This is a genomic window from Streptomyces sp. NPDC019443, assembly GCF_044389785.1.
Classification (GTDB): Bacteria; Actinomycetota; Actinomycetes; order Streptomycetales; family Streptomycetaceae; genus Streptomyces.
On the sequence record NZ_JBIRYJ010000003.1, the window covers coordinates 323,474 to 344,943 of the forward strand.

Below are 21,470 nucleotides of genomic sequence, written 5' to 3' on the forward strand. Positions count from 1 at the left end.
ATAAGGCATCAAAACGCGCCATTCGGGTAAATATGCCAGAGGTGCTCACACGACGATCACCCAGCAGCGTCGAAGGAGCCTCATGTCCAGCCTCTCGCGCACCCGCGATTCCGCCGTCTCCGCCGCGCCCACCCCACGCCCGCCGGCGCTTCTCGACCTTCCGGAGATCCCGGACCCACGGACGATCGGCACCATGGACGCGCGGGCACTCTCCGTATCGCTGTTCCAGCGGCTCGCATCACTGGAGGAGGGCACACCGGGGTACGCGTATGTGCGCAACACCCTGGTCGAGCTCAACCTCAGCCTCGTCAAGTTCGCCGCGACCCGGTTCTCGCACCGCAGCGAGTCGATGGAGGACATCCTCCAGGTCGGCACGATCGGCCTGATCAAGGCCATCAACCGCTTCGACCTCGAGCGTGAGGTCGAGTTCGTCTCCTTCGCGCTCCCGACCATCGAGGGCGAGATCAAGCGCTTCTTCCGGGATGCCAGCTGGGCTGTGCGGGTGCCGCGACGGCTGCAGGAGCTGCGCATCGGCATCGCCCGGGCGTCGGACACACTCGAGCAGCGGCTGGGGCACCCGCCGACGGATGCCGAGCTCGCCGTTCACCTGGGCGTCGACGAGGCGGAGGTGCGGGAGGGCCGGCAGGCGGCGAACGGCTACAGCACCCATTCGCTGGACGCGCCGCTCGATGACGACCAGGCTCCGGGCCCGGCGCAACGTTGCCTCGGCCAGGACGAGCATGCCTTCGACACGGTGGAATGCATCGCGGCGCTGAAGCCGGTGGTCGCCACCCTTTCCGAGCGGGACCGGCTGATTCTGTCCCTGCGGTTCGTCGAGGACCTGACGCAGCGTGAGATCGGTGAGCGGCTGGGCATCTCGCAGATGCATGTCTCACGGCTGCTGGCCCGTGTCCTGACGCTGATGCGCGAGGCCCTGCTGCTGGACGACGGTGACGGTTGAGACGGTCGGCGGGTAGCGCTACTGCTCGCTACTGCTGCCGAGTCCCCTGCAAACGGGTCGGCGCTGCGACCTCCACCCACACCGCCTTCCCGGTCCCACGAGGTACGGAGCCCCAGCTCCGGGCGAGCCTGTCCAGGACCACCAGACCATGACCGCCGGGGACAGCCGCAGCGAACGGGCGCGGCCGCGGGTGAACCGGGCTGTCGTCGGTGACCTCGATCCTCAGCCGGTCAGGTGAGCAGTGCAGCATGAGTTCCTGAGGTCCGTGGGCGTGCAGGCAGGCGTTGGTGACGACCTCGGACACCAGCAGAAGCACATCCTCGACGACCGCCTGGCCGTCCTCGTCCGCGGCGGGAATCCATTCCCAGTCGATCAAGGCGTCCCGGCTGAAGTCCCGGCAGCGCCCTACGACACCCTCGGTGCCGTACAGGGCGAGCCGGCGGGTCTGCCCCCGCGACGGGAGGACGACACTCACGACTTCCTCCTCCACTCTCTGTGGACGGTCTACCTCTGTGAACTCTCCGCCAAAGCCTCGTCGAGACTCGCGTGCATACGGAAGACGGCGCCCGCCCCAGTGATCTCAAACATGCGGGCAACCGGCGGTTGCAGGGCGACAAGTTCCAGTCGAACGCCCGCCTCGCGTCCGGCGAGTCGACTGTGCAGCAGAGCATTCAGCCCGGTCGAGTCGCAGAACCGCAGGTCCGAGCAGTCGGCCAGAATCCGGCCCGCCCCGGACGCCAAGCCGTCGGCAAGGGCTTCGCGCAGCGCCTCGACCGAATCATGGTCGAGCTCACCCGCGAGTGTCAGCACAAAAGCATCCTGAGCCGGCATCTGCCGGACGGCGACCATGAGGCGCCTCTTGGCGGCGTCGGCACGTCCAGCCACGACGCACCACCTCTCGTTCCGTGCATGTTCCCCTGGCGGCGGGGCTGTGCGATGGCCCTCTTTTGGGACGGGTGCCCGGAATACGCCGTTCTATTCCGTGGCCCCTATGGGCGGCAGCCTGTCGAGGAGGCGCTGGACAGCACCGCAATGCGACGTCCGAATCCCGCCAGCAGCCGCTATCGCGACCCCTCGGCGCCTGGAACGCCCTGCTCCGCGACCTGTTCGGCGACGCGGTCTTCCCGTTACAGGTCGTCATCGGCCTCGACGAGGCGGGCGTCGGCTGCACCGGCGGCGAGTTCCTGCTCGTGGAACAGCGCCCGCGCGCCCGGTCCCGTGGGACGGCGACCATCTGCGGCAGGGCCACGGCCTGATCTTCACCACCCGGGACCGCGCGGTGAACTCCAGGCGCGGCTGGTCCGCCTCTCCGGTCCGGCACGGCGTCAGCGCGGCCCGCTCGGACCACCGGCACACCCTGGGTCTGGTCTTCCACGACGGCCACCTGAAGAGCCGAGCCGCTGCCGCGGCGCAGTTCGCAGGCCACGCGGCCCCGCACCGACAGCCAGGGCCCGAAAGTGATCCACATCACTTCTTGCTGTGACCCGTGATGTTTTGGCGGCAGGGCGCGCTGGGTATTGCAGGCCGCCCACGTGACGGGCGGGCCACGAGTGAACTTAGCGGAGAGGTGGGGCACTTGAGCCCGCGTACGTCGCATGCGTACAGACCACTGAGCATGAAGCGCCGAGTCTGGCTGACCGTGGGCGCTGTGGTCCTCGGCGGGGCGGGGGTGGTCACCATAGCCACCGCCAACCCGTCCGATGCGCCCAAGAAGCCGCACCAGGAGGAGCGGGCGGCCAAGCTGCGCACGCTCGAGCTCGCCAAGGGCGGAGCCACGAAGAGGGAGCTGCCGAACACCGACACCGAGCCGTTCTCCCTCGTCGGCATCGGCTGGGACAGCTCGGCCGCCGAGGTCGAGGGCACGGCCCAGGTGCGTACGCGCAGCGCCGAGACGGGCAAGTGGTCCGGCTGGCAGGCGCTGGACCTGGAGGCACACCGGCCCGAGGGCGCCGAGGGCGCCGACCGCGGAGCGTCCGAGCCGCTGTGGGTCGGACCGTCCACCGCCGTGCAGGTACGCGTCGACTCGGGCAAGGCGCTGCCCAAGAACCTGAAGCTGCACATGGTCGACCCGGGCCTCAGCAAGGCCGAGGCCAAGAACCCGGCCGCGCCGCTCATGGACAACGCCGCGTTCGCGGAGGAGACCCCGTCCGCCTCCCCCACCGATCCGGTCACCCCGACGGACCCGGCGTCGCCGACCGACCCTGTGACTCCGACGGACTCCGCGGCCCCGACCGAGACGGCCTCGCCGACGAGCATCCCGACTGAGACGGCAAGCCCCACAGCGACACCGACCGAGACGCCGGCCCCGACGCCCACCAAGCCGACCGCGCCGCCCTCGACCGTGAAGCAGCCGCCGATCGTCAACCGCGCCCAGTGGGGCGCCGACGAGTCGATGGTCGACGACCCCGCCGAGTACATCGACAAGGTGCAGGCCGTCTTCATCCACCACACCGTCGGCTCGAACAACTACAGCTGCGCCGAGTCGGCCGCACTGGTCCGCGGCATCATGACGTACCACGTCAAGTCCGAGGGCTGGAACGACCTCGGCTACAACTTCCTGGTCGACAAGTGCGGCCAGATCTTCGAGGGCCGCGGCGGCGGGGTCGACCTGCCGGTCAAGGGCGCGCACACCTACGGCTTCAACAGCTACTCCACCGGCATCGCCCTGCTCGGTGACTTCGAGGGCGACGCCGCGACGAGCAAGCCTGCCGGGAAGCCGACCCCCGCCGCGCTGCAGTCGGCAGCCCGCGTCGCCGCCTGGAAGCTCGGCCAGTACGGCGGCAACCCCAAGGGCACGGTGACGCTGACCGCCCAGGGCAACACCGGGAAGTACACCGAGGGCCAGCAGGCCACGCTGAACACCGTCTCCGGTCACCGCGACGGCTTCGCCACCGCGTGCCCCGGAAAGAACCTGTACGCCAAGCTCTCCTCGATCCGTGACTTCGCGGCGGGCCCCGGCCGCAACTCCGCGATCCCGACCACCGACTTCAACCGGGACGGCATCACCGATCTGGTCGCCGGCCTGCCGCGGGTCGCGAGCGGCGACGGCTCGGTCACCGTCCTGCCCGGCACCGTCAACGGCCCGACCGACGCCGGGAAGCGCACCCTCAACCAGGAGAGCGCGGGCGTTCCCGGCCGCTCCGAGAGCGGTGACGCCTTCGGCGCGTCCTCTGCGTACGCAGACGTCAACGGCGACGGCTACGCCGACCTGGTCATCGGCGTCCCGGGCGAGAACGAACTGGCGTCGCAGGTCGACACCGGCTCCGTCAGCGTCCTGTACGGCCCGGCGCTCAACAGCGGCAAGGCGTACTGGACCGATGCCGCCGTCCGTACCAACGGCGAGAAGCTGGGCACCACGGTCGCCGCAGGTGACTTCAACGCCGACGGCAAGGCGGACGTCTTCTCCGTCGCTCCGGGTGTGCCGGGCCGCTGGTGGGCGTACGACTCCGAGACCGGCGCGTCCAAGTCCGGCCTGCTGAACACCGCCGCGTACACCGGGGCCGTCGCCTACGCCTCGGCCGCCACCGGTGACTTCAACAAGGACGGCTACGCCGACGTCGCGGTCAACTTCCGTGACCCGGCCGGGATTTCGCGACTGCTGTGGCTGAAGGGCTCCGCGTCCGGCCTGCAGCGGGTCGGGATCCTCGACGCGCGGGGCGGCCGTGCCCTCGCGGCCGGCGACATCAACGGCGACGGATACACCGACCTCGCCGTCGGACAGCCCTCGGCCACCGAGTCCGGCACGACAGCCAAGGGCGGCGCGGTGACGGTAGTCCTCGGCTCGGCCACCGGCCTGACCTCCACGGGCCGGATCACCCTTCACCAGGACTCCGCCAGTGTCCCGGAGGCGGGCGAGACCGGTGACGACATGGGTGCCGCCGTCTCCGTAGGCGATCTCAACCTCGACGGGTACGCGGACATTCTGACCGGCGTGCCGGGCGAGGACATCACGCGCAATGGGGTCACTCGCGCGGACGCGGGCATGGTGATCCTGCTGCGCGGCTCGGCCGCAGGCCCGACCGGCACCGGCTCGTTCGCCTATACGCAGGACACCACCGGGATCCCCGGTGACGCCGAGGCCGGCGACCGCCTCGGCTCATCCGTCTCGCTGACCGACCTGTCCGGCTACACGCGGGCGGACCTGGCCATCGGCGCGGACGGCGAGGACGCGAACAACGGCACGATCCTTCAGATCGACAACAGCAGCACGTCCGGCGTGATCCCTTCGTCGGGTGTGTACTACGGCACCGCGGCGCTGGGCGCGCCCGCGGGCGTCCGCATCGGCCAGGTGCTGACGCCGTAATCGACCGACGCCGGCCGGCTGCGTGGCCCAGGCCCCCCGGGCCCGGTCCGCGCGGCCGGCCAGCTCTTCGCGCTCAAGGACTGCGCGTTCAGGGACTGCGCGTTCAGGGACTGCGCGCTCAAGGACTGGATGAGGCGACCCGCGATGAATGAACGTGAACTGCTTGCGGCAGTAGACCACTTGACCCATAGGGACCCGGGGAAGCTCGAATGCGGTGAGCCCGGGCATGCGGCGGGCCATGTGTGTCTGAACGCTTCCGGCGGACCACGTCTGCCCGGCCTTCTCGACGCGGTGAGCGAGCGGTACGGTCGGCCGCGCCCGCTCGTCAGGCGCGGGCACAGTGCGCCGACGCTCGCCGAGAGAACCGGACTGCCGCTCCTTGCCCCCTTCGGGGAGCGCGTGAGAGAGATGTACGCATGGGCGTACGGCAGCCGGTGGATCGGTTGCGGCATCGTTGCCGCCGACAACGGCATACGGCCCGTGGTTCTCGTCGCGCATCGGGCCGCCCCGGCACTCGAGGAGCTTCCGGAGGACGCCACCTGGGTCGACCGCGTCGTCTTCGTCACGGGCCAGGACCGGGAACTGACGCACACGGTCGGCTGGGAGACGGCCGAGGCGTGGCTGGGTATCGGTCTGCCCGGCGACTACAAGCAACTGGTTCAGATCTTCGGGTGCGGCTCTTTCGACGGCTGTCTCGACATGTTCCTCCCCAATGGTCCGTCCGGGTGCCCCGACATCGTCGAGCATGCCCTGTCGATGGCTTCATGGGACAGCGAGGACGGCAACAGCATGTGGGCGCCGCACCGGTTGTTCCCTGCCCCGGGCGGGCTCCTGCAGTGGGCCGGAAGCGAGCGGGAGGACTCGTTCTACTGGCTGACGGAGGGGGCGGACCCCGATCGCTGGCCCATCCTGGTGACGAAGGACGACTACAGCGACTGGATCCGGTTCGACGGCTCGACCGCGGAGTTCATCTTCCGCATGCTCACCGACCGGCGGCACCCGTGCTCGACCGCCCGGCACTTCGACGCACACTGGTTCATGAGCTACGGGCAGTGAGGCGCCTACTGGTTGCCCGGCTACTGGTTGCCCGGCAGCTTCTTCGTCGGAGCGGCTCCATTGTCCGATCCGCCCTGCTGCTCCGTGGGCGGCGCGTACTTCCTGCCGCCCTCGCCCTTGGGCGGGCGTGCCTGCGGCGACGCCTTGACAGCCTGCTCGCTCAACAGCCGCGCACAGTACGCCGCCACCGCGTCCGGGCCGCCCGCCGCATCCTCGAGCCGCTGCCAGGCGGTGCCGTCCAGCGCCGCGCCCCGCCCCTCCTTCGACTCGTAAGCGCGGCAGTGCGCCAGATCGTCCTTCGCCGTCGGCGGTCGCCCACCGGGGGTGCGGGCGCCGGGTCCGCTCGTCGGCGGGGGCTCCGGCTCCCCCGGTTTCTCCGCCTGGCGTGACGACGTCGGCCCCGGCCTGAGCGGCGGCTCGCCGAACGGCGTCGGGATCGCGCCCGCTGCCATCGCCACCCCGCCCAGCATGGATCCCGCGACGAGAGCACCGATGCCCACCTTGATCCACCGAGTTCCTGCGCCCGGGCTCTTCGGGCGCCAGTCGTCCTCGGGTCGCGTCAGTGCGGCCGGCGCGCCTTCGTCATGCGCAGCCCGGAATGCGGCCACGGCCCGCACCTCGCCTTCCGCCGGGGAAGGCATGGGACGCGCGGCGGCAGCCAGCAGGTCCTCGAGCGTCGGCGTCTGCTGCTCGGGGTTCATGGCACCTCGGGGTCGGTTTTCGGTCATCTCCCCTCTCCCAGCGCACGAGAGTCCGAATCTGTCACACGCATGGGCTGAAGCGCAGCCAGGTGTTTCTCCAGCCGCTTCAGCCCGCGGTGCGTGGCGGAGCGTACCGCTCCCGGCCGCTTGCCCAGCACCCGTGCTGCCGACGCCCCGTCGAGGCCGATAACCGTCTGCAGGAGCACCGCTTCCGCCTGCTGCCGGGGCAGCTTCGCGATCAATGCGAGGGCCTGCTGGGTGGAGATGGATTCGAATGCCTCACCGGCCGTGTCCTGCTTGGCCGGGAGCTCGGCCAGTTCGCTCTCGAAGAGCGTGGCTCGAGGACGGCTCTTCAGCCGACGCAGATGGTCGATGGCACGGTTGCGCGCGATGCTCGCGGTCCACGCCCGGAACCCCGCTCCATCTCCACGGAACCGCCCCAGATCGCGAGCGATCTCGAGCCATGCCTCGGACGCCACGTCCTCGGCGTCGTCCCCGACCAGACCACGCAAAAAGCCGAGGAGAGGGGGATGCACCAGCCGGTAGGCGGCGGCAAAGGCGCCCTCGTCCCCCTCCTGCGCCCGCTCGACCGCCTCACCCAGCTCTCCGTCGTACGTCTGTGCACGGCGGCCGCCCCCAAGCTTGCCCACTCGTTCCTCTTCATCGTGCTGACACGGCACGCCTGTGCCGACGTCCCCCATAGATCACTGCGCCAGGAATCACGGAAGTGTCACAGCTGTTCGAAGCGACGCCGCGGAAGGACGGGGTGCCGCTGCACCCCCAACGAGGTCTGAGCGATCTACCCTCTTTATAGAAGGCGGGCGGAAAGGCCCGCCTGTCGACCACCGCCGCCCTCTACCGAGAGAAGGCGGACATGAAGGCGTCGATACGACGGTCCGCGATCTTCACAAGCGCGGCCGCGCTCACCAGGAGGTACTCATGAGGATGCTCATCAATGTGCCGGAGACCGTCGTCGCCGACGCCCTGCGCGGTATGGCAGCCGCGCACCCCGACTTGTCCGTCGATGTGGAGAACCGGGTGATCGTACGGGGTGACGCACCCGTCGCCGGCAAGGTGGGGCTCGTCTCCGGGGGCGGGTCCGGGCACGAGCCGCTGCACGGCGGCTTCGTCGGGCCCGGGATGCTCTCCGCGGCGTGTCCGGGAGAGGTCTTCACGAGCCCGGTGCCGGACCAGATGGCGCGGGCGGCCGCCGCTGTCGACAGTGGCGAGGGGGTGCTGTTCATCGTCAAGAACTACACGGGCGACGTCCTCAACTTCGACATGGCCGCCGAGCTTGCCGAGGACGAGGGTGTCCGTCTCGCCAAGGTGCTCGTCAATGATGACGTCGCGGTGACCGACAGCCTCTATACGGCGGGGCGGCGCGGCACCGGCGCGACCCTGTTCGTCGAGAAGATTGCCGGTGCGGCCGCCGAGGAGGGTGCACCGCTGGAGCGGGTCGAGGCGATTGGCCGTCAGGTGAACGAGAGCTCCCGGAGCTTCGGTGTCGCGCTGAGCGCCAGCACGACGCCCGCGAAGGGCAGTCCGACCTTCGATCTCCCGTCGGGTGAGCTGGAGTTGGGCATCGGCATCCATGGTGAGCCCGGTCGTGAGCGGCGCCCGATGATGACCTCGCGGGAGATCGCGGACTTCTCCGTGAATGCCGTACTGGAGGATCTGGAGCCGTCGGGCCCGGTGCTCGCGCTCGTCAACGGCATGGGGGCGACGCCGCTGCTGGAGCTGTACGGCTTCAACGCCGAGGTGCAGCGGGTGTTCGCAGAGCGCCAAGTTCCCGTCGCCCGTACGCTCGTCGGGAACTATGTGACCTCGCTCGACATGGCAGGCTGTTCGGTGACGCTCTGTCAGGTCGACGAGGAGCTGCTGCGGCTGTGGGACGCGCCGGTGCAGACTCCCGCGCTCCGCTGGGGCCGCTGACCGTCAAGGACCTGCGCACGGCCCCGCCCACTCGCCAACCCTCCCACTCACGACAGGGAGTTCATGTGCTCGACGCCGACTTCTTCCGCCGCTGGCTGACGACCGCCGCGACTGCCGTGGACCGTGAGGCGGACCGCCTCACCGAGCTGGACTCGGCGATCGGCGACGCCGACCACGGCAACAATCTCCAGCGCGGTTTCACGGCGGTGACGGCGGTCCTGGAGAAGGAGGCGCCGCAGACACCCGGGGCCGTACTGACCCTGGCGGGACGGCAGTTGATCTCGACGGTGGGCGGTGCTTCCGGTCCCCTGTACGGGACGCTTCTGCGGCGTACGGGAAAGGCGCTCGGTGACGACGCCGAGGTGACGCCCGGGCAGCTGGCCGATGCGCTGCGTGCGGGCGTGGCCGCGGTGGCGCAGCTGGGCGGGGCCAAGGCCGGGGACAAGACGATGCTGGACGCACTCAATCCGGCGGTCGAGGCGCTCGGCGACTCCACTACGTCGTTCGAGGCCGCGCGCGAGGCGGCCGAGCAGGGCGCGCTGGCGACCGTGCCGATGCAGGCACGCAAGGGCAGGGCGAGCTATCTGGGCGAGCGCAGCATCGGGCACCAGGACCCGGGGGCGACCTCGTCCGCCCTGCTGATCGCGGCCCTGGCGGAGGTGGCGGGATGAGCACCGACAAGCCCGTCGGGATCGTGCTGGTCTCGCACAGCGCAGAGGTGGCCGCGACGGTCGCCGAGCTGGCCAAGGGGCTCGCGGGCGGCGGGGCGACCGCGCCCGTCGCCCCGGCGGGCGGCACTGCGGACGGTGGCCTCGGGACCAGCTCGGAGCTGATCACGGCGGCCGCGGCCGCTGTCGACGGGGGCGCGGGGGTGGCCGTCCTCGTCGATCTGGGCAGCGCCGTGCTGACGGTGAAGGCACTACTGGCCGAGGGCGACGAACTCCCGGACGGGACACGGCTGGTGGACGCGCCCTTCGTGGAAGGGGCGGTGGCAGCCGTGGTGACCGCTTCGGCGGGGGGCGACCTGGACGCGGTGCAGGCGGCAGCCTCGGAGGCGTACGACTACCGGAAGGTGTGAGCCTCCGGCCGGGGGCCGACGGACACCGGCCGAGCCCAATTGTTAACGGGAACCATTTTCAGGTAGCGTTCCGGGCACATCCCCACCCAGGAGGTCCCCGGTCCCATGGCCGTACCCAAGCGCAAGATGTCCCGCAGCAACACCCGCCACCGCCGCGCCCAGTGGAAGGCCACCACGCCCCAGCTGGTGACCATCACCGTCGACGGCGTCCCGCACCAGGTGCCGCAGCGGCTCGTGAAGGCGTACGAGCGCGGTCTGCTGCGCCCGGAGGGCTGACGGACATGTGGGACGTTCACTGCACCGAGGATCACCTCACGCCGTCCGTGACGCTCCGTTAGGGCCTGGGGTTGCCGCCGGACCCGGTGGCTCGCTCCCGCAGAGCCACCGGGTGACGACGCCGTCACTCGATCGGACTCGTCTACGCCGCGGATCGGCCGGGCTCCCGGCCGTACCGCGTGACCTGGCACGACCGTCGGGGTCACTGCGACAGACGAGTGGTGACACGCCGAGGCCGCGCCGCACTCGCCGCATGCGGCCCCCCGGTCGGCCTCCTAGCGTCTTTCCCGACGAGGGGCACTTCTTCTCCTGCACGGAAGTCGTCCGCAACGGCCCTCGGGAACACGGAGAACTGACCATGCGTGCGATACGTGTCGCCTCCCTCGCCCTGATGGGCACCGCCGCGCTGACCGTCGGCGCCCCAGCCGCCCTGGCCGCCGACGAGGGCGACATCACCCCTTCCGGTTTCACGGTCACCCCCTCGACCGTCGCGCCCGGCGGCACCGTGACTCTGAACGCCGCCGAGTGTGAAGTCCCGACCGTGACCGTGTCATCCGGAGTCTTCGAAACCGTCACGCTCGACGAAGGCCACCCCGGCACGGTGAAGATCGACGCGAAGGCGGAGCCGGGCGCCGAGGACGAGGTCACCTTCGACTGCAACGGCGAGAAGGTCACCACGGCCCTCGCCATCAGCAGCGGCTCCGGCTCGCTCACCGGGACCGGGACGGAGACGGGGGACTCGCCCACCGGGACCGAGGCCGAGACCGGGGACGCGCTCACCGGGACCGAGGCCGGGGACGCGCTCACGGAGACCGAACCCGGCGACGTACCCACTGAGACCGAGACCAAGGCCGAAAACGGCGACTCACACACCGAGACCGAGCCCAAGGGCGAAACCGGCCAGCCGCCCACCAAGACCGAAGCCGAAACCGGCCAGGCGCCCACCAGGACCGAAGCCGAGACCGGCGACTCACACACCAAGGCCGAAGCCGGGACCGGCGACTCACGCACCGACTCACACACAGGTACGGGAACCTCGCACACCGGTTCCGACATGAGGAAGCCCGGCGCGGGCGTCGATGCCGGCGCCGGCGGCAGCTTCTCCGATCTGAGCCCCGCGCAGATCGCCGTCGGCTCCGCCCTCGTCGCGGGAGGTGTGCTCGGCGGCGGCGTCCTTCTGCTGCGCCGCAGGTCAGGAGAAGGCGTCTGACGCCGACACAGCGGCTCCGCCGCCCCGGTCCCCGAGGTCCTGGGCGGCGGAGCGCCACCCGAGACACAAACGGGACCGAGGAAGAGCGCCCATGCACACGTTCAAGCACCGCAGCTCGTGGTTCACGGTCGCCTCTGTCCTGCTGCTTGGGCTGTTCCTCCTGCGCAACGGATCCACCGAGCCGGCCGGCGGCCCGCCCCAGCCAGGCTCCGTCGTCGCGGCCCGCCACAGCGCGGCCGACCGGCTGCCGCCCGCGCCCGACGCGCTCCCCCACTCCCCGCCACGGCGGATCGCCATTCCGTCCGTCCGGCTCGACGCCCCGCTCACCGAGGTCGGCCTCGGCGCCGACGGCCGGATCGATGCGCCGCCGCTGGAGAAGAGCAATCTCGCCGGCTGGTACAAAGGCGCGGCCGGCCCCGGCGAGCGGGGCACGTCCGTCATCGTCGGCCATGTCGACAACAAGGCGGGCCCGGCCGTCTTCTACTCACTCGGCGCACTGGAGCGGGGCAGTCGCATCGAGATCCTGCGCGGGGACGGCCGCACGGCAGTGTTCGCCGTGTACGGCATCGAGATCTTCGCCAAGAAGAACTTCCCGGCCGCCCGCGTCTACCAGGACACCCCGGCACCGGAGTTGCGCCTGATCACCTGCGGCGGCGGCTATACGAAGAAGACCGGCTACGACGGGAACGTCGTGGCGTTCGCCCGCCTTGTCGAGGTGCGGTGACGAGGTGGAGAGGCTGTCGGTCTGCTCACCGGCTCCGATCCGGCGCATGGGGCGGCGCCGGCGCGGCAACGACGCCGTCCAGCCGGCTGGCAGACTGGGAGCATGTCCGCTCCCCGCCGCTGTTGTCCGGTCTGCCGTCGCGAAATCGCCGTCGTCGCCGGGCGGTTCGCCCGCCATGACCCGGCTGGCTCACGTACCGCGGCCGAGTTGGTCTCCTGCCCCGGGTCCCGGCGGCATGCGCAGCTCGATCCTGCCCTGCAGCCCGGTCTCGACGGAGCTTTCGTGCCGGACTTCCCCGGTCAACTCCCTCTGTTCTGACAAGCAAATGCGTCCTCAGGTCGCGCTGCGCTCGCTCGCCAGTTGCAGCTCGTCCTCGACAACGCGCCCGGCCCGCAGCAGCTCCCGCCAGCGCTCCGTACTCCAGTCGGCGGGGCGGGTCGTTTCGATGAAGTCCTCGACCAGCGCCAGAAAACGCGCCGGATCGGCGTGGAAGGGAAAGTGGCCCGCGCCCTCGAAGATCTCCAGTCGGCTTCCGGGCATTGCCGCATGCGCGCCGTGCGCGTGCTCAACCGGCACCACGCTGTCGCGCGATCCCCACAGCAGCATCGTCGGCATCCCCTGCGCCAGATAGCAGCGGTCGAGCATGGTCACCACCTGGCCCCGCCAGTCGACGACGGCCCGCAGTGTGCGGATGAAGGCGCTGCGCGAGGTCGCGTCCGGCAGCGCGTCCACGAGGTTGAGCAGCTCGGGCGCGTCCTGCCCGAGGTCGGTGTGCAGCATCCTGATCAGCTCGGCGAACAGGCCGGTCCCCTGCCGCATCCCCGGGAGGCTGAGCGCAGAGAGCAGCAGGTCGGCGCCCGGCAGGGAGACCGCCCTGAGGACGGGATTGACCTCGCGGCCGACGCCGCCCGCGCTGACCAGGACCAGTCGTTCGGTGCGCTCGGGGAACTGGTACGCGAACTGCATGGCCACTCCGCCGCCGAGCGAATGGCCGACGAGGGTGGCCCGGTCGATGCCGAGCACTCCGAGCAGGTCCCGCATCCCGTTCGCGTACGCCGCAACCGAGTAGTCCGCACGCGGCTTGTCCGAGGCGCCGTGGCCGAGGAGGTCGGGTGCGATGACGGTGTAGCGACGGGCCAGCCCGGGGATCAGGTCCACCCAGGTGGCGGAGGAGTCGCCTATGCCGTGGACGAGGAGGACGGCCGGACCTTCGCCGGCGATCCGGTATGCGCGCCGGTAGCCGTGCACCACGTAGTGGCGCAGCTGCACATCGTCTTCGCTGACAGAGCGCAGCCTGCTCCGGTCCGATATCTGCGGTCCGAGGCCGGTGACCATCCGCTCACCTCCTACGCGGTTCCTCATCCGCTCATTCGAATCTGCTCCTCCGAGCGTAGAGCCGCCACCGCACGGGGGATTTCCACCAGGTTTCACCCCGGGTACGGCCTGCTGTGGGGCGGGTGGAACGCCCATCGGGGCCGGACATCCCGCACGCGACAGCACCCCTCCTCACCAGGTAGATTGGTCTACACCACCCATGCCTCAAGAGACAGGGATCTTCGTGGAAGTTGTCATCGTTCCGGACTCCGCCACGGGCGGCGAGCTCATCGCCGAAGCCATGGCCGACCTGCTGCGACGCAAGCCCGACGCCCTCCTCGGCGTCGCCACTGGTTCGACCCCGCTGCCCATCTACGAAGCCCTCTCGGCCAAAGTGCACGCCTCGGAAGTGGACGCTTCCCGTGCCCGGATCTGCCAGCTCGACGAGTACGTCGGACTGCCGTCCGGCCACCCCGAGTCGTACCGCTCCGTGGTCCTGCGCGAGGTCGTCGAACCCCTCGGGCTCACTGACGCGTCCTTCATGGGCCCCGACGGGACCGCCGACGACGTCGCGGCCGCCTGTCTCGCCTACGACCGCGCGCTGGCCGAGTCCGGCGGCGTCGACCTCCAGCTGCTCGGCATCGGCACCGACGGGCACATCGGCTTCAACGAGCCCTGTTCGTCGCTCGCCTCTCGCACCCGGATCAAGACGCTGACCCAGCAGACCCGGCAGGACAACGCCCGGTTCTTCGACGGCATCGACGATGTCCCCCACCACGTGATCACCCAGGGCATCGGCACCATCCTGGAAGCCCGTCACCTGGTCCTGCTGGCCACCGGCGAGGCGAAGGCCGACGCCGTGGCGCTCGCCGTCGAAGGCCCGCTCTCCGCGCTGGTGCCCGCATCCGCCCTACAGCTCCACCCGCACGCCACGGTCGTGGTCGACGAGGCGGCGGCCTCCAGCCTCAAACTCGCCGACTACTTCCGCGCCACCTACGCCGCCAAGCCCGTCTGGCAGGGCCTGTAGCAGCGGTCCCTTGTCCCGGCCGGAAGGAGAATGTTCCAGTCGATAAGTAATTGATGCCACAACGACTCGGATTCGCCTACGAGTTGATACCGTTCAGCTCGCTCAGCACTGTGACGCGCGTTCAACTATCGCGCAACCGTGCAGCCCCGGGGGAATCCATGAACGACGACGACATAGATCTGGTCAGAGCGAGCCTGGAGCGCGTCAGACGGCGCGCAAGTCATGTGGTGCGTTACTTCTACGCCCACCTGTTCACCCACCATCCGCAGCTGCGGAAGCTGTTCCCGGCCGCGATGGACGACCAGTACGAGCGGCTGTTTGCCGTCCTGGTGCAGGTCGTGGACCATCTCGGCCACCCCGGGCTCACCACCCATCTGGCTCAACTCGGCCGGGATCACCGCAAGTTCGGGATATGCGACGACGACTACGCGGCGGTGGGCGAGAGTCTCGTCGCCGCGGTCCGCTACCACAGCACCCAGTCGTGGGACGCGCGGACCGAAGCGGCCTGGCAGCGGGTGTACGCGACCACAGCCGAGGTCATGACCGGCGGCGCGCACAGCTCTGTCGCCGCGGACGAGCCCGCGTCATGGGAGGCCACTGTCGTCTCGCACCGGCTGCACGGTGGGCACACGGCCGTCATCCGCGCCGTTCCGTCCGCCCGCTATCCATGGCGCCCCGGCCAGTACGCCACGATCGAGCATCCGAATCTGCCGGGTGTGTGGCGGCCATACTCCCTGGCAGGCCGCCCCGACCGTGACGGTGTGCTCGAATTCCATATCGGCCGGGTCGCTCATGGACTGCTCAGCAATGTGTTGTGCGACCACACAGAGCCTGGCCACATATTGCGCCTGGGCGCCGCCTCGGGATCCGCGCTCGCCCCGCCGCCCGGCACTCCGTCCGTCACTCTGATAGCCGCCGGCTCGGGCTGGGCCCCGGTCAAAGCGGTCCTGGACGAGTTACTCGCCCGCAAGCCCACACCCCGAATCCGTATCGATGTCGTGGCCCGTGGCGAGGCCGACTTCTACGACGGGGGCTCGCTCGTCGGCCTCCTGCGGGCCCACCCCTATCTGAGCGCCTACTGGTGGTACGAGGAGCGGGCCGAGGGCCGGATGCGGGCCGCGGAACGGCTGCACAGCAATCTGCGCGCGCGCCGGCAGTGGACCGGTGAGACCGTCTATCTGTGTGGGCCCGTGATGTTCGTACAGGAGACGGCCGAGTTGCTGTACGAGTGCGGGCTGCCTGCAGAATCGCTTATCCGGGATCCTTTGCCCTCGTCGGTACAACAACGCGGACACGTCTCCCACGCGGAACAGATCCTCGATCCGCGCCCGGTGAACTGGATTGATCCCGACGCCCGTACGCGCCCGCTCGACCTCCGGGCACCCGAGTCCCACTCCGGGTCCCACTCCGAGCCTCGGCCCGATCCTCAGCCGGAAGCGCAGCCTGAGCCCGCGCCACCGGACAGCGGCAGCTGGTTCGAGCCGCACCGTGCGGCAGGACGGGTCTGACCTCACTCCCGCCGCCTCGCTCGGAACTGTCGGCGCAGGGCTGGAAGAGAGACCGGAGAAAGACCACCTTCGTCCTGATTTTCATTGCTCTCGAAAGCGTCGGCCCAGCCGCAGCCGGGTCGTGGCACAGGACCGGCCAGACGGCCGGATTGCCGCCTCAACCAGGGAGCTTTCCCGCCAACTCCGCCCAGTCGAAGGGGAGTTGAAGTTGGGCATTTCTCGCGAACTCGACACAAGGCGGCGCGCCGGGGGCAGTTGCATTCGGCTTGTTTCCCACCCCTGATCGCATTTTCCTGTGAAGCGATCGTGAATACCTCTCCATACTCGACCGGCGATACCCCTCCGACCCCGCCAAATCGCCGCCGATCACCGCGACGGCCAATGATCACCGGATGACTGAATCGGTCTCTTGACCGACCCTTCAGCGGCGAACCAGACTCCCTAGAGGCACTCATGCATCAGGAGCCACAAGCACAGGCACATGCCGATGGCCCTGCGAGACCGATATCGCACGGGGTGTGTGACGGGGGAATGCAGTGATGAGCGCGTATGCCTGCTGGACGCATACGCGTGGTTTCTTCACCTCCCTCCTCATCTCTTGGTGCGCGAAGGGAATGGAGGGGGAATGCCGACGCACATGGGCTATCCCGGCGTATACATCGAAGAACTTCCCAGCAGCATCCGGACCATCGCCTCGGTCACCACGTCGGTGACCGCGTTCGTGGGGCACACCCGCCGGGGTCCGCTCAACCAACCAGTGCGGGTCACCAGCTTCGCGGACTTCGAGCGGCGCTTCGGCGGACTCACCTCGCAGAGCGCGGTCAGCTACGCGGTGCACCAGTTCTTCGGCAACGGCGGTACGGTCGCGGTGATCGTCCGCGTCGCCAAGGCCGGCACCGGCGAGGAAGCGTGCGTCACGCTCCACTCCACCGAGGGGCACAGCGAGTGCCCGGTGCTGGAGGTGCACGCCAAGGAGCCCGGCGTCTGGGGCTCGGGCCTGCGGGTGGCCGTCGACCACGACACCCCCACCCCGGACAAGACGTTCAACCTGCACATCCTCGACGCCCGTGGCGGCGCCCGTGAGTCCTTCACCGGACTCGCGATGCACTCCGGCCACGGCCGCTTCGTGGAGACGGTCGTCAATGCCGGCTCTTCCCTCGTCCGGGTCAAGGCGCTCGACGAGGACCGGCCCGACCCCTCCGGTACCGTCTCCAAGCCATTCTCGGCAGAACTGCCGGACCTCAATGTCGAGTTGAAGGTCAAGATCGGCGACGTGGAGCGGGAGTTCACGCTCTACGAGCCCGACCACGACGGCGAGCCGCCGCGCACCGTCACCGAACTCGCCCTGCTTCTTGAGCGCAAGCTGCGCGCGCTGCCCGACGCCCCCGGCAAGCACGCCTTCGCCGGAGCCGAGGTCACCGCCTTCGGCCGCCGCCTCCAGGTCGTGGCCGGGTCCGTCGACCCCGACGACGTGGTCCGCTTCATCGGCGAGTGCGCCAACGACCTGGGCCTGGAGGCCTCGGTCAACCCGCCCGTCTTCCCGCTCCAGGGCGGCAAGGACGGCGACCCGCCCGGGCCGCGTGACCTCATCGGCAGCGAGGCGCGCAAGACCGGTGTGCAGGCGCTGCGCGACGTGGACGACGTCAACCTGCTGGCTCTGCCGGAGCTTTCGGCGTACGAGTCCACCGAGGACATGGTCACCGTGCTGTCCGCCGCCGAGCAGCTGTGCCGGGAGCGGCGGATCTTCCTGCTCGTCGACTCGCCGTCGACCTGGGGCAGCGTGGACGCGGCGCGGGCCGGGATCGGCGCGTTCGAGCCCGTACGCAGCAATCATGCGGGGCTGTACTTCCCGCATCTGCAGCTCACCGACCCGCTGACGGGGCGGCTTCGTTCCTTCCCGCCCTCCGGCGCGATCGCGGGCGTCATCGCCAGGACCGACGGCGAGCGCGGCGTATGGAAGGCGCCGGCCGGGACCGAGGCGCGGCTGGCCGGTGTGCGGTCGCTGACGGTCAAGCTCACCGACCGGGAGAACGGGCTGCTCAACCCGCTGGGCATCAACTGCCTGCGCACCTTCCCGGTGGTGGGTCCGCTGGTGTGGGGCGCGCGCACGCTCGAGGGCGCGGACGCGCTCGACAGCGAGTGGAAGTACGTGCCGGTGCGCCGGCTCGCGCTGCATGTCGAGGAGAGCCTGCACCGCGGTCTGCAGTGGGTCGTCTTCGAGCCGAACAACGAGCAGTTGTGGCAGCAGATCCGGCTGAAGGCATCGGCGTACCTCAACGACCTGTTCCGGCAGGGCGCGTTCAAGGGCGGCACGCCGCGCGAGGCGTACTTCGTCAAGTGCGACAAGGACACCACCACCGACGCCGACATCGACGCCGGAGTGGTCAATGTCGTGATCGGCATCGCGCCGGTCAAGCCGGCGGAGTTCGTGATCGTCAAGATCCAGCAGATGGCCGGACAGTTCGACCTCTCGTAACCCAAGGAAAAGGAACACGAAGGAAACCGATGGCTGAGTTCCAGATAAACGCCCATCGCTTCGACCCGTACAAGAATTTCAAGTTCCTGGTCCTCTGGGACGGTCGAACGGTCGCGGGCATCAGCAAGATCAGTCCTCTGAAGCGCACCACCGAAGTGGTCAAGCACCGCCACGGCGGTGACCCGAGCTCACCTCGCAAGTCGCCGGGCCGCTCCGAGTTCGAGGGCGTCACGCTCGAACGCGGCGTCACCCACGACCCGGAGTTCGACCGCTGGGCCAACAAGGTCTGGCAGGTCGGCGCCGGGCTCGGCTCGGAGGTCTCGCTGCGGGACTTCCGCAAGGACATCATCATCCAGGTCCTCAACGAGGCCGGGCAGGTGGCCGTCTCGCACAAGCTGTACCGGGCCTGGGTGAGCGAGTACCAGGTGCTCGGCGAACTGGACGCCAACGCCAACGCCGTCGCCATCCAGAGCGTCAAGCTCGAATGCGAGGGCTGGGAGCGGGACTACGAGGTGGAGGAGCCGGTCGAGCCCTCGTTCACCCATCCGGCCTGAGCACGGCCTGTCGCACCGGAGGAATGAGGGATGACGCCGACGGGGCCGGCCGAGCTGCTCGCCACCTGGGAAGCCGGTCTTGCGCAGCACGACTCGGGGCGCTCTCTGCTGCTGCACCGGGCCGCCCGCCCGGGGGCCGGCGCCGACGAGTTGCTGTCGGTGCCGGTCGGCGAGCGGGAGGCGGATCTGTTCGCGCTGCGCCGGGCGTTGTTCGGCGAGCGCATGCAGGTCCGTGTCGAGTGTGCGTCGTGCGGCGAGGCGATGGAGTTCGACCTCGACGCAACGCAGCTCGGCACCCCGACGCGGACGCCGGACGGGCCGCTGCGAGTGGAGGAGGGCGAATGGGCGGTCGAGTTCCGGCTGCCCACCGTCGCCGACCTCGCGGCGGCCGGCGCGGTGCGGGATCCGGCTCAGGCACGCCAGGTGCTCGTGGCACGCTGCACGGTTTCGGCCGTACGGGACGGGGAGGCCGTTCCGCCGGAGCGGCTGGCCTCGCTGCTGCCGGAGCACGTACAGCGACGGCTCGCCGAGACCGCGGCCGAGGCGGACCCGACGGCCGATGTGACGCTGAACGTCGCCTGTCCCGAGTGCGGTGAGGCCACCCCTGCCGAGCTGGACATCACCTCCTATCTGTGGACCGAACTGGACACCTGGGCACGGGACTTGATGCTCGACGTCCATCTGCTCGCCACCGCCTACGGGTGGAGCGAGCCGGAGATTCTGGCGCTCAGCCCGCTGCGGCGTCGTTACTACCTGGAGCTGTGCGCAGATGCCTGACTACTTCGACCGGCTGCTCGCCCGGTACACGCCGGTGCCGGCGGCCGGTGGTGCTGCGGCGCGGGTCCGGCCGCGGCTGCCCGGCCCGTTCGAGCGGGTCGAGGCGCTGCGGAGCGGGCCGCCGGAGCCGGACGCGCCGACGGCGCTGATTCCGACCGCGCCCGGGCCCGCCTTCGGTCCTGCCGAACTGGTCCGGCACGAGCGGGAAGTGCGGACCGACCACCACACCGTCGTACGGACCGAGGCGGGGTGGGCCGACGAGCCCGAGCTGCCCGCGGCGCAGACGGCGCCGAGTCCCGGGCCGCTGCTGCGGCCCGCCGCGGCAGCCTCTCCGACGGCGCGCCCGGCCGCAGAGGTTCCGCGCTCGGCGCGGCGGGCCGGGGTGCCCGCGGTGGCCGATGCGCCGCGAACTCCACCGGCTCCCGCGCCCCGTGAGCCCGCTCCTGCGGTGGCCGCCACCGCTCCGGCCCGGCCGCGCGGCGCCGACACCGCCGCCGCTCGTGGCGCGGCCCTGAGCGGGGTGGGACGGCGAGCGCCGCGGCCGGCGGAGCGCGTCGTACACGTACAGATCGGCCGACTCGAAGTGAGCGCGGCACCACCGCCCGGCGCGAGCCGCCCCGCGGGCGGCCGGCCCGACCACGCCGGACGGCGCGCACCCGCGCTGACCCTGGACGACTATCTGTCGCGCGGCGAGAAGAGGGACTGACGTCATGAGCAACGCACTCGCCATCGCGACCGTCACCCAGGCGCTGGCCCTGCTGATCGAGAACAATCTGGGGCCCGAGATGGACATCGCGGTCAAGGTGGAGACCCGTAAGCCACCGGCCGAGTCGCCGGCCGAGCCGACCATCAATGTCTTCCTGTACCAGGTCACGCCGAACCCCTCGATGCGCCACACCGACCTGCCGACGCGCGCCTCGGACGGCACGCTGCTCAAGCGCCCTGCCGCGGCGCTGGATCTGCACTATCTGATCAGCGCGTACGGGGAGGAGGCGGAGCTGGTCGGGCAGCGGCTGATCGGGTGCGTGGTGCGGACACTGCACGAAATCCCGGTTTTGCCGAAGGAATTGATCGAGCTGGCGGCCGAGCGTCCGTATCTGACGGGCAGCGATCTGGCCCAGTCGCCGCAGAGGGTGCGGTTCACACCGACGGTGATGGACATCGACGAGACGTCAAAGCTGTGGGGGATGCTGCACCAGACCCCGTACACCTTGTCGGTGGCCTACCAGGCGTCGCTGGTCCTGATCGAGGGCCGCGAGCGGCCGGTTCCGGCGAAGCCGGTGGAGCGAAGGACGGTGCGGGTGCTGCCGTTCGGGGCGCCGGGCGCGCCGGTGCCGCCGGGGGTGGCGGTTGAGGTGGACGGCTCGGAGCCGTCGCCGGAACCGCAGCGTGAGCCGGAGCCTGCGCCTGAGGCGGAGCCTGAGCCTGATGCGGCGTCCAAGGCGGCCGTTCCCGCGAGGAAGCGCGCCGCCGCGAAGACCGCGAAGACCGCCGCGAAACGTGCCACGCCCGCTCGGCCCCGCAAGGGAACAGGCGCGGACGCGGATACGGACGGCAAGGAGAGCTGAGACAC

Annotated in this window: 22 protein-coding genes and 1 pseudogene; 18 read left to right on the forward strand and 5 right to left on the reverse strand. The window is 70.1% G+C overall.

The window, feature by feature from the left end:
• Positions 1-82: 82 nt before the first annotated feature.
• Complete coding sequence (locus tag ACH492_RS11870) at positions 83-961, forward strand: SigB/SigF/SigG family RNA polymerase sigma factor (RefSeq protein ID WP_398985325.1); 879 nt, start codon at positions 83-85, stop codon at positions 959-961.
• Between the two features lie 28 nt (positions 962-989).
• Here the strand turns inward: ACH492_RS11870 and ACH492_RS11875 are convergent, their stop codons facing one another.
• Both ACH492_RS11875 and ACH492_RS11880 read right to left on the reverse strand, forming a co-directional pair.
• Positions 990-1,436 (reverse strand): ATP-binding protein, encoded by a 447-nt coding sequence (locus ACH492_RS11875; protein WP_398985327.1) that lies wholly within the window; start codon positions 1,434-1,436, stop codon positions 990-992.
• 29 nt (positions 1,437-1,465) lie between these two features.
• Positions 1,466-1,846: an STAS domain-containing protein gene (locus ACH492_RS11880; protein WP_398985329.1), complete on the reverse strand. Its 381-nt coding sequence runs from the start codon at positions 1,844-1,846 to the stop codon at positions 1,466-1,468.
• Between the two features lie 86 nt (positions 1,847-1,932).
• Between ACH492_RS11880 and ACH492_RS11885 the strand changes: the two are divergent.
• The 3 genes and pseudogenes from ACH492_RS11885 to ACH492_RS11895 all read left to right on the forward strand — a co-directional run.
• Positions 1,933-2,339: pseudogene (locus tag ACH492_RS11885) on the forward strand (2OG-Fe(II) oxygenase); the annotation flags it as partial.
• A gap of 237 nt (positions 2,340-2,576) precedes the next feature.
• Positions 2,577-5,264 (forward strand): FG-GAP-like repeat-containing protein, encoded by a 2,688-nt coding sequence (locus ACH492_RS11890; RefSeq protein ID WP_398985331.1) that lies wholly within the window; start codon positions 2,577-2,579, stop codon positions 5,262-5,264.
• A 144-nt stretch (positions 5,265-5,408) separates the two neighbouring features.
• Entirely contained in the window at positions 5,409-6,320 is a 912-nt protein-coding gene (locus tag ACH492_RS11895; protein WP_398985333.1) for a hypothetical protein, read from the forward strand.
• Between the two features lie 20 nt (positions 6,321-6,340).
• Here the strand turns inward: ACH492_RS11895 and ACH492_RS11900 are convergent, their stop codons facing one another.
• Both ACH492_RS11900 and ACH492_RS11905 read right to left on the reverse strand, forming a co-directional pair.
• Positions 6,341-7,048 (reverse strand): hypothetical protein, encoded by a 708-nt coding sequence (locus ACH492_RS11900; RefSeq protein WP_398985335.1) that lies wholly within the window; start codon positions 7,046-7,048, stop codon positions 6,341-6,343.
• Positions 7,045-7,671, reverse strand: a complete 627-nt coding sequence (locus tag ACH492_RS11905) for an RNA polymerase sigma factor (RefSeq protein WP_398985338.1) — start codon at positions 7,669-7,671, stop codon at positions 7,045-7,047. Before ACH492_RS11905 ends, ACH492_RS11900 begins: the two co-directional genes overlap by 4 nt.
• 289 nt (positions 7,672-7,960) lie before the next feature.
• On the opposite strand from ACH492_RS11905, the gene dhaK reads away from it, so the two are divergent.
• From dhaK to ACH492_RS11940, 7 genes are all read left to right on the forward strand, one after another.
• Positions 7,961-8,953 (forward strand): dihydroxyacetone kinase subunit DhaK, encoded by a 993-nt coding sequence (gene dhaK / locus ACH492_RS11910; protein WP_398985340.1) that lies wholly within the window; start codon positions 7,961-7,963, stop codon positions 8,951-8,953.
• A gap of 65 nt (positions 8,954-9,018) precedes the next feature.
• The gene (dhaL, locus tag ACH492_RS11915; protein WP_398985342.1) at positions 9,019-9,624 is read left to right on the forward strand and encodes a dihydroxyacetone kinase subunit DhaL; all 606 of its coding nucleotides are present in this window, start codon (positions 9,019-9,021) and stop codon (positions 9,622-9,624) included.
• Positions 9,621-10,031: a PTS fructose transporter subunit IIA gene (locus ACH492_RS11920; RefSeq protein ID WP_356221878.1), complete on the forward strand. Its 411-nt coding sequence runs from the start codon at positions 9,621-9,623 to the stop codon at positions 10,029-10,031. The genes dhaL and ACH492_RS11920 overlap by 4 nt, the downstream gene beginning before the upstream one ends.
• A gap of 105 nt (positions 10,032-10,136) precedes the next feature.
• Complete coding sequence (gene rpmF / locus ACH492_RS11925; RefSeq protein ID WP_398985344.1) at positions 10,137-10,307, forward strand: 50S ribosomal protein L32; 171 nt, start codon at positions 10,137-10,139, stop codon at positions 10,305-10,307.
• Positions 10,308-10,665: 358 nt separating this feature from the next.
• The gene (locus ACH492_RS11930; protein WP_398985347.1) at positions 10,666-11,517 is read left to right on the forward strand and encodes a hypothetical protein; all 852 of its coding nucleotides are present in this window, start codon (positions 10,666-10,668) and stop codon (positions 11,515-11,517) included.
• A 91-nt stretch (positions 11,518-11,608) separates the two neighbouring features.
• Positions 11,609-12,241, forward strand: coding sequence for a class F sortase (locus ACH492_RS11935; RefSeq protein ID WP_398985349.1), 633 nt, complete (start codon positions 11,609-11,611; stop codon positions 12,239-12,241).
• Positions 12,242-12,343: 102 nt separating this feature from the next.
• Entirely contained in the window at positions 12,344-12,559 is a 216-nt protein-coding gene (locus tag ACH492_RS11940) for a hypothetical protein (protein WP_398985352.1), read from the forward strand.
• 15 nt (positions 12,560-12,574) lie between these two features.
• Here ACH492_RS11940 and ACH492_RS11945 read toward each other — a convergent pair whose 3' ends face one another.
• Positions 12,575-13,576: an alpha/beta fold hydrolase gene (locus ACH492_RS11945; protein WP_398986203.1), complete on the reverse strand. Its 1,002-nt coding sequence runs from the start codon at positions 13,574-13,576 to the stop codon at positions 12,575-12,577.
• Between the two features lie 223 nt (positions 13,577-13,799).
• Between ACH492_RS11945 and nagB the strand changes: the two genes are divergently transcribed.
• The 7 genes from nagB (at position 13,800) to ACH492_RS11980 (ending at position 21,465) form a co-directional block, all read left to right on the forward strand.
• Positions 13,800-14,582, forward strand: coding sequence for a glucosamine-6-phosphate deaminase (gene nagB / locus ACH492_RS11950; RefSeq protein WP_398986205.1), 783 nt, complete (start codon positions 13,800-13,802; stop codon positions 14,580-14,582).
• Positions 14,583-14,740: 158 nt separating this feature from the next.
• Positions 14,741-16,090 (forward strand): globin domain-containing protein, encoded by a 1,350-nt coding sequence (locus ACH492_RS11955; RefSeq protein ID WP_398985354.1) that lies wholly within the window; start codon positions 14,741-14,743, stop codon positions 16,088-16,090.
• Positions 16,091-16,715: 625 nt separating this feature from the next.
• A complete protein-coding gene (locus tag ACH492_RS11960; protein WP_398985356.1) occupies positions 16,716-18,566 on the forward strand; it encodes a phage tail sheath family protein in 1,851 nt (616 codons plus the stop codon).
• Between the two features lie 29 nt (positions 18,567-18,595).
• Positions 18,596-19,120, forward strand: coding sequence for a phage tail protein (locus ACH492_RS11965; RefSeq protein ID WP_030352235.1), 525 nt, complete (start codon positions 18,596-18,598; stop codon positions 19,118-19,120).
• Between the two features lie 30 nt (positions 19,121-19,150).
• Positions 19,151-19,897, forward strand: a complete 747-nt coding sequence (locus ACH492_RS11970) for a hypothetical protein (RefSeq protein WP_398985360.1) — start codon at positions 19,151-19,153, stop codon at positions 19,895-19,897.
• The gene (locus ACH492_RS11975) at positions 19,890-20,603 is read left to right on the forward strand and encodes a hypothetical protein (protein WP_398985362.1); all 714 of its coding nucleotides are present in this window, start codon (positions 19,890-19,892) and stop codon (positions 20,601-20,603) included. Before ACH492_RS11970 ends, ACH492_RS11975 begins: the two co-directional genes overlap by 8 nt.
• A 4-nt stretch (positions 20,604-20,607) precedes the next feature.
• Positions 20,608-21,465, forward strand: a complete 858-nt coding sequence (locus ACH492_RS11980) for a DUF4255 domain-containing protein (protein WP_398985364.1) — start codon at positions 20,608-20,610, stop codon at positions 21,463-21,465.
• The last annotated feature ends 5 nt before the right edge of the window (positions 21,466-21,470 follow it).

Coding starts and splice junctions, on each gene's coding strand:
- ACH492_RS11870 (WP_398985325.1), top strand. CDS start 83: ATGTCCAGCCTCTCGCGCACCCGCGATTCCGCCGTCTCCGCCGCGCCC.
- ACH492_RS11890 (WP_398985331.1), top strand. CDS start 2,577: ATGAAGCGCCGAGTCTGGCTGACCGTGGGCGCTGTGGTCCTCGGCGGG.
- ACH492_RS11895 (WP_398985333.1), top strand. CDS start 5,409: ATGAATGAACGTGAACTGCTTGCGGCAGTAGACCACTTGACCCATAGG.
- ACH492_RS11900 (WP_398985335.1), bottom strand. CDS start 7,048: ATGACCGAAAACCGACCCCGAGGTGCCATGAACCCCGAGCAGCAGACG.
- dhaK (WP_398985340.1), top strand. CDS start 7,961: ATGAGGATGCTCATCAATGTGCCGGAGACCGTCGTCGCCGACGCCCTG.
- ACH492_RS11920 (WP_356221878.1), top strand. CDS start 9,621: ATGAGCACCGACAAGCCCGTCGGGATCGTGCTGGTCTCGCACAGCGCA.
- rpmF (WP_398985344.1), top strand. CDS start 10,137: ATGGCCGTACCCAAGCGCAAGATGTCCCGCAGCAACACCCGCCACCGC.
- ACH492_RS11930 (WP_398985347.1), top strand. CDS start 10,666: ATGCGTGCGATACGTGTCGCCTCCCTCGCCCTGATGGGCACCGCCGCG.
- ACH492_RS11935 (WP_398985349.1), top strand. CDS start 11,609: ATGCACACGTTCAAGCACCGCAGCTCGTGGTTCACGGTCGCCTCTGTC.
- ACH492_RS11940 (WP_398985352.1), top strand. CDS start 12,344: ATGTCCGCTCCCCGCCGCTGTTGTCCGGTCTGCCGTCGCGAAATCGCC.
- ACH492_RS11945 (WP_398986203.1), bottom strand. CDS start 13,576: ATGGTCACCGGCCTCGGACCGCAGATATCGGACCGGAGCAGGCTGCGC.
- ACH492_RS11955 (WP_398985354.1), top strand. CDS start 14,741: ATGAACGACGACGACATAGATCTGGTCAGAGCGAGCCTGGAGCGCGTC.
- ACH492_RS11960 (WP_398985356.1), top strand. CDS start 16,716: ATGCCGACGCACATGGGCTATCCCGGCGTATACATCGAAGAACTTCCC.
- ACH492_RS11965 (WP_030352235.1), top strand. CDS start 18,596: ATGGCTGAGTTCCAGATAAACGCCCATCGCTTCGACCCGTACAAGAAT.
- ACH492_RS11970 (WP_398985360.1), top strand. CDS start 19,151: ATGACGCCGACGGGGCCGGCCGAGCTGCTCGCCACCTGGGAAGCCGGT.
- ACH492_RS11975 (WP_398985362.1), top strand. CDS start 19,890: ATGCCTGACTACTTCGACCGGCTGCTCGCCCGGTACACGCCGGTGCCG.
- ACH492_RS11980 (WP_398985364.1), top strand. CDS start 20,608: ATGAGCAACGCACTCGCCATCGCGACCGTCACCCAGGCGCTGGCCCTG.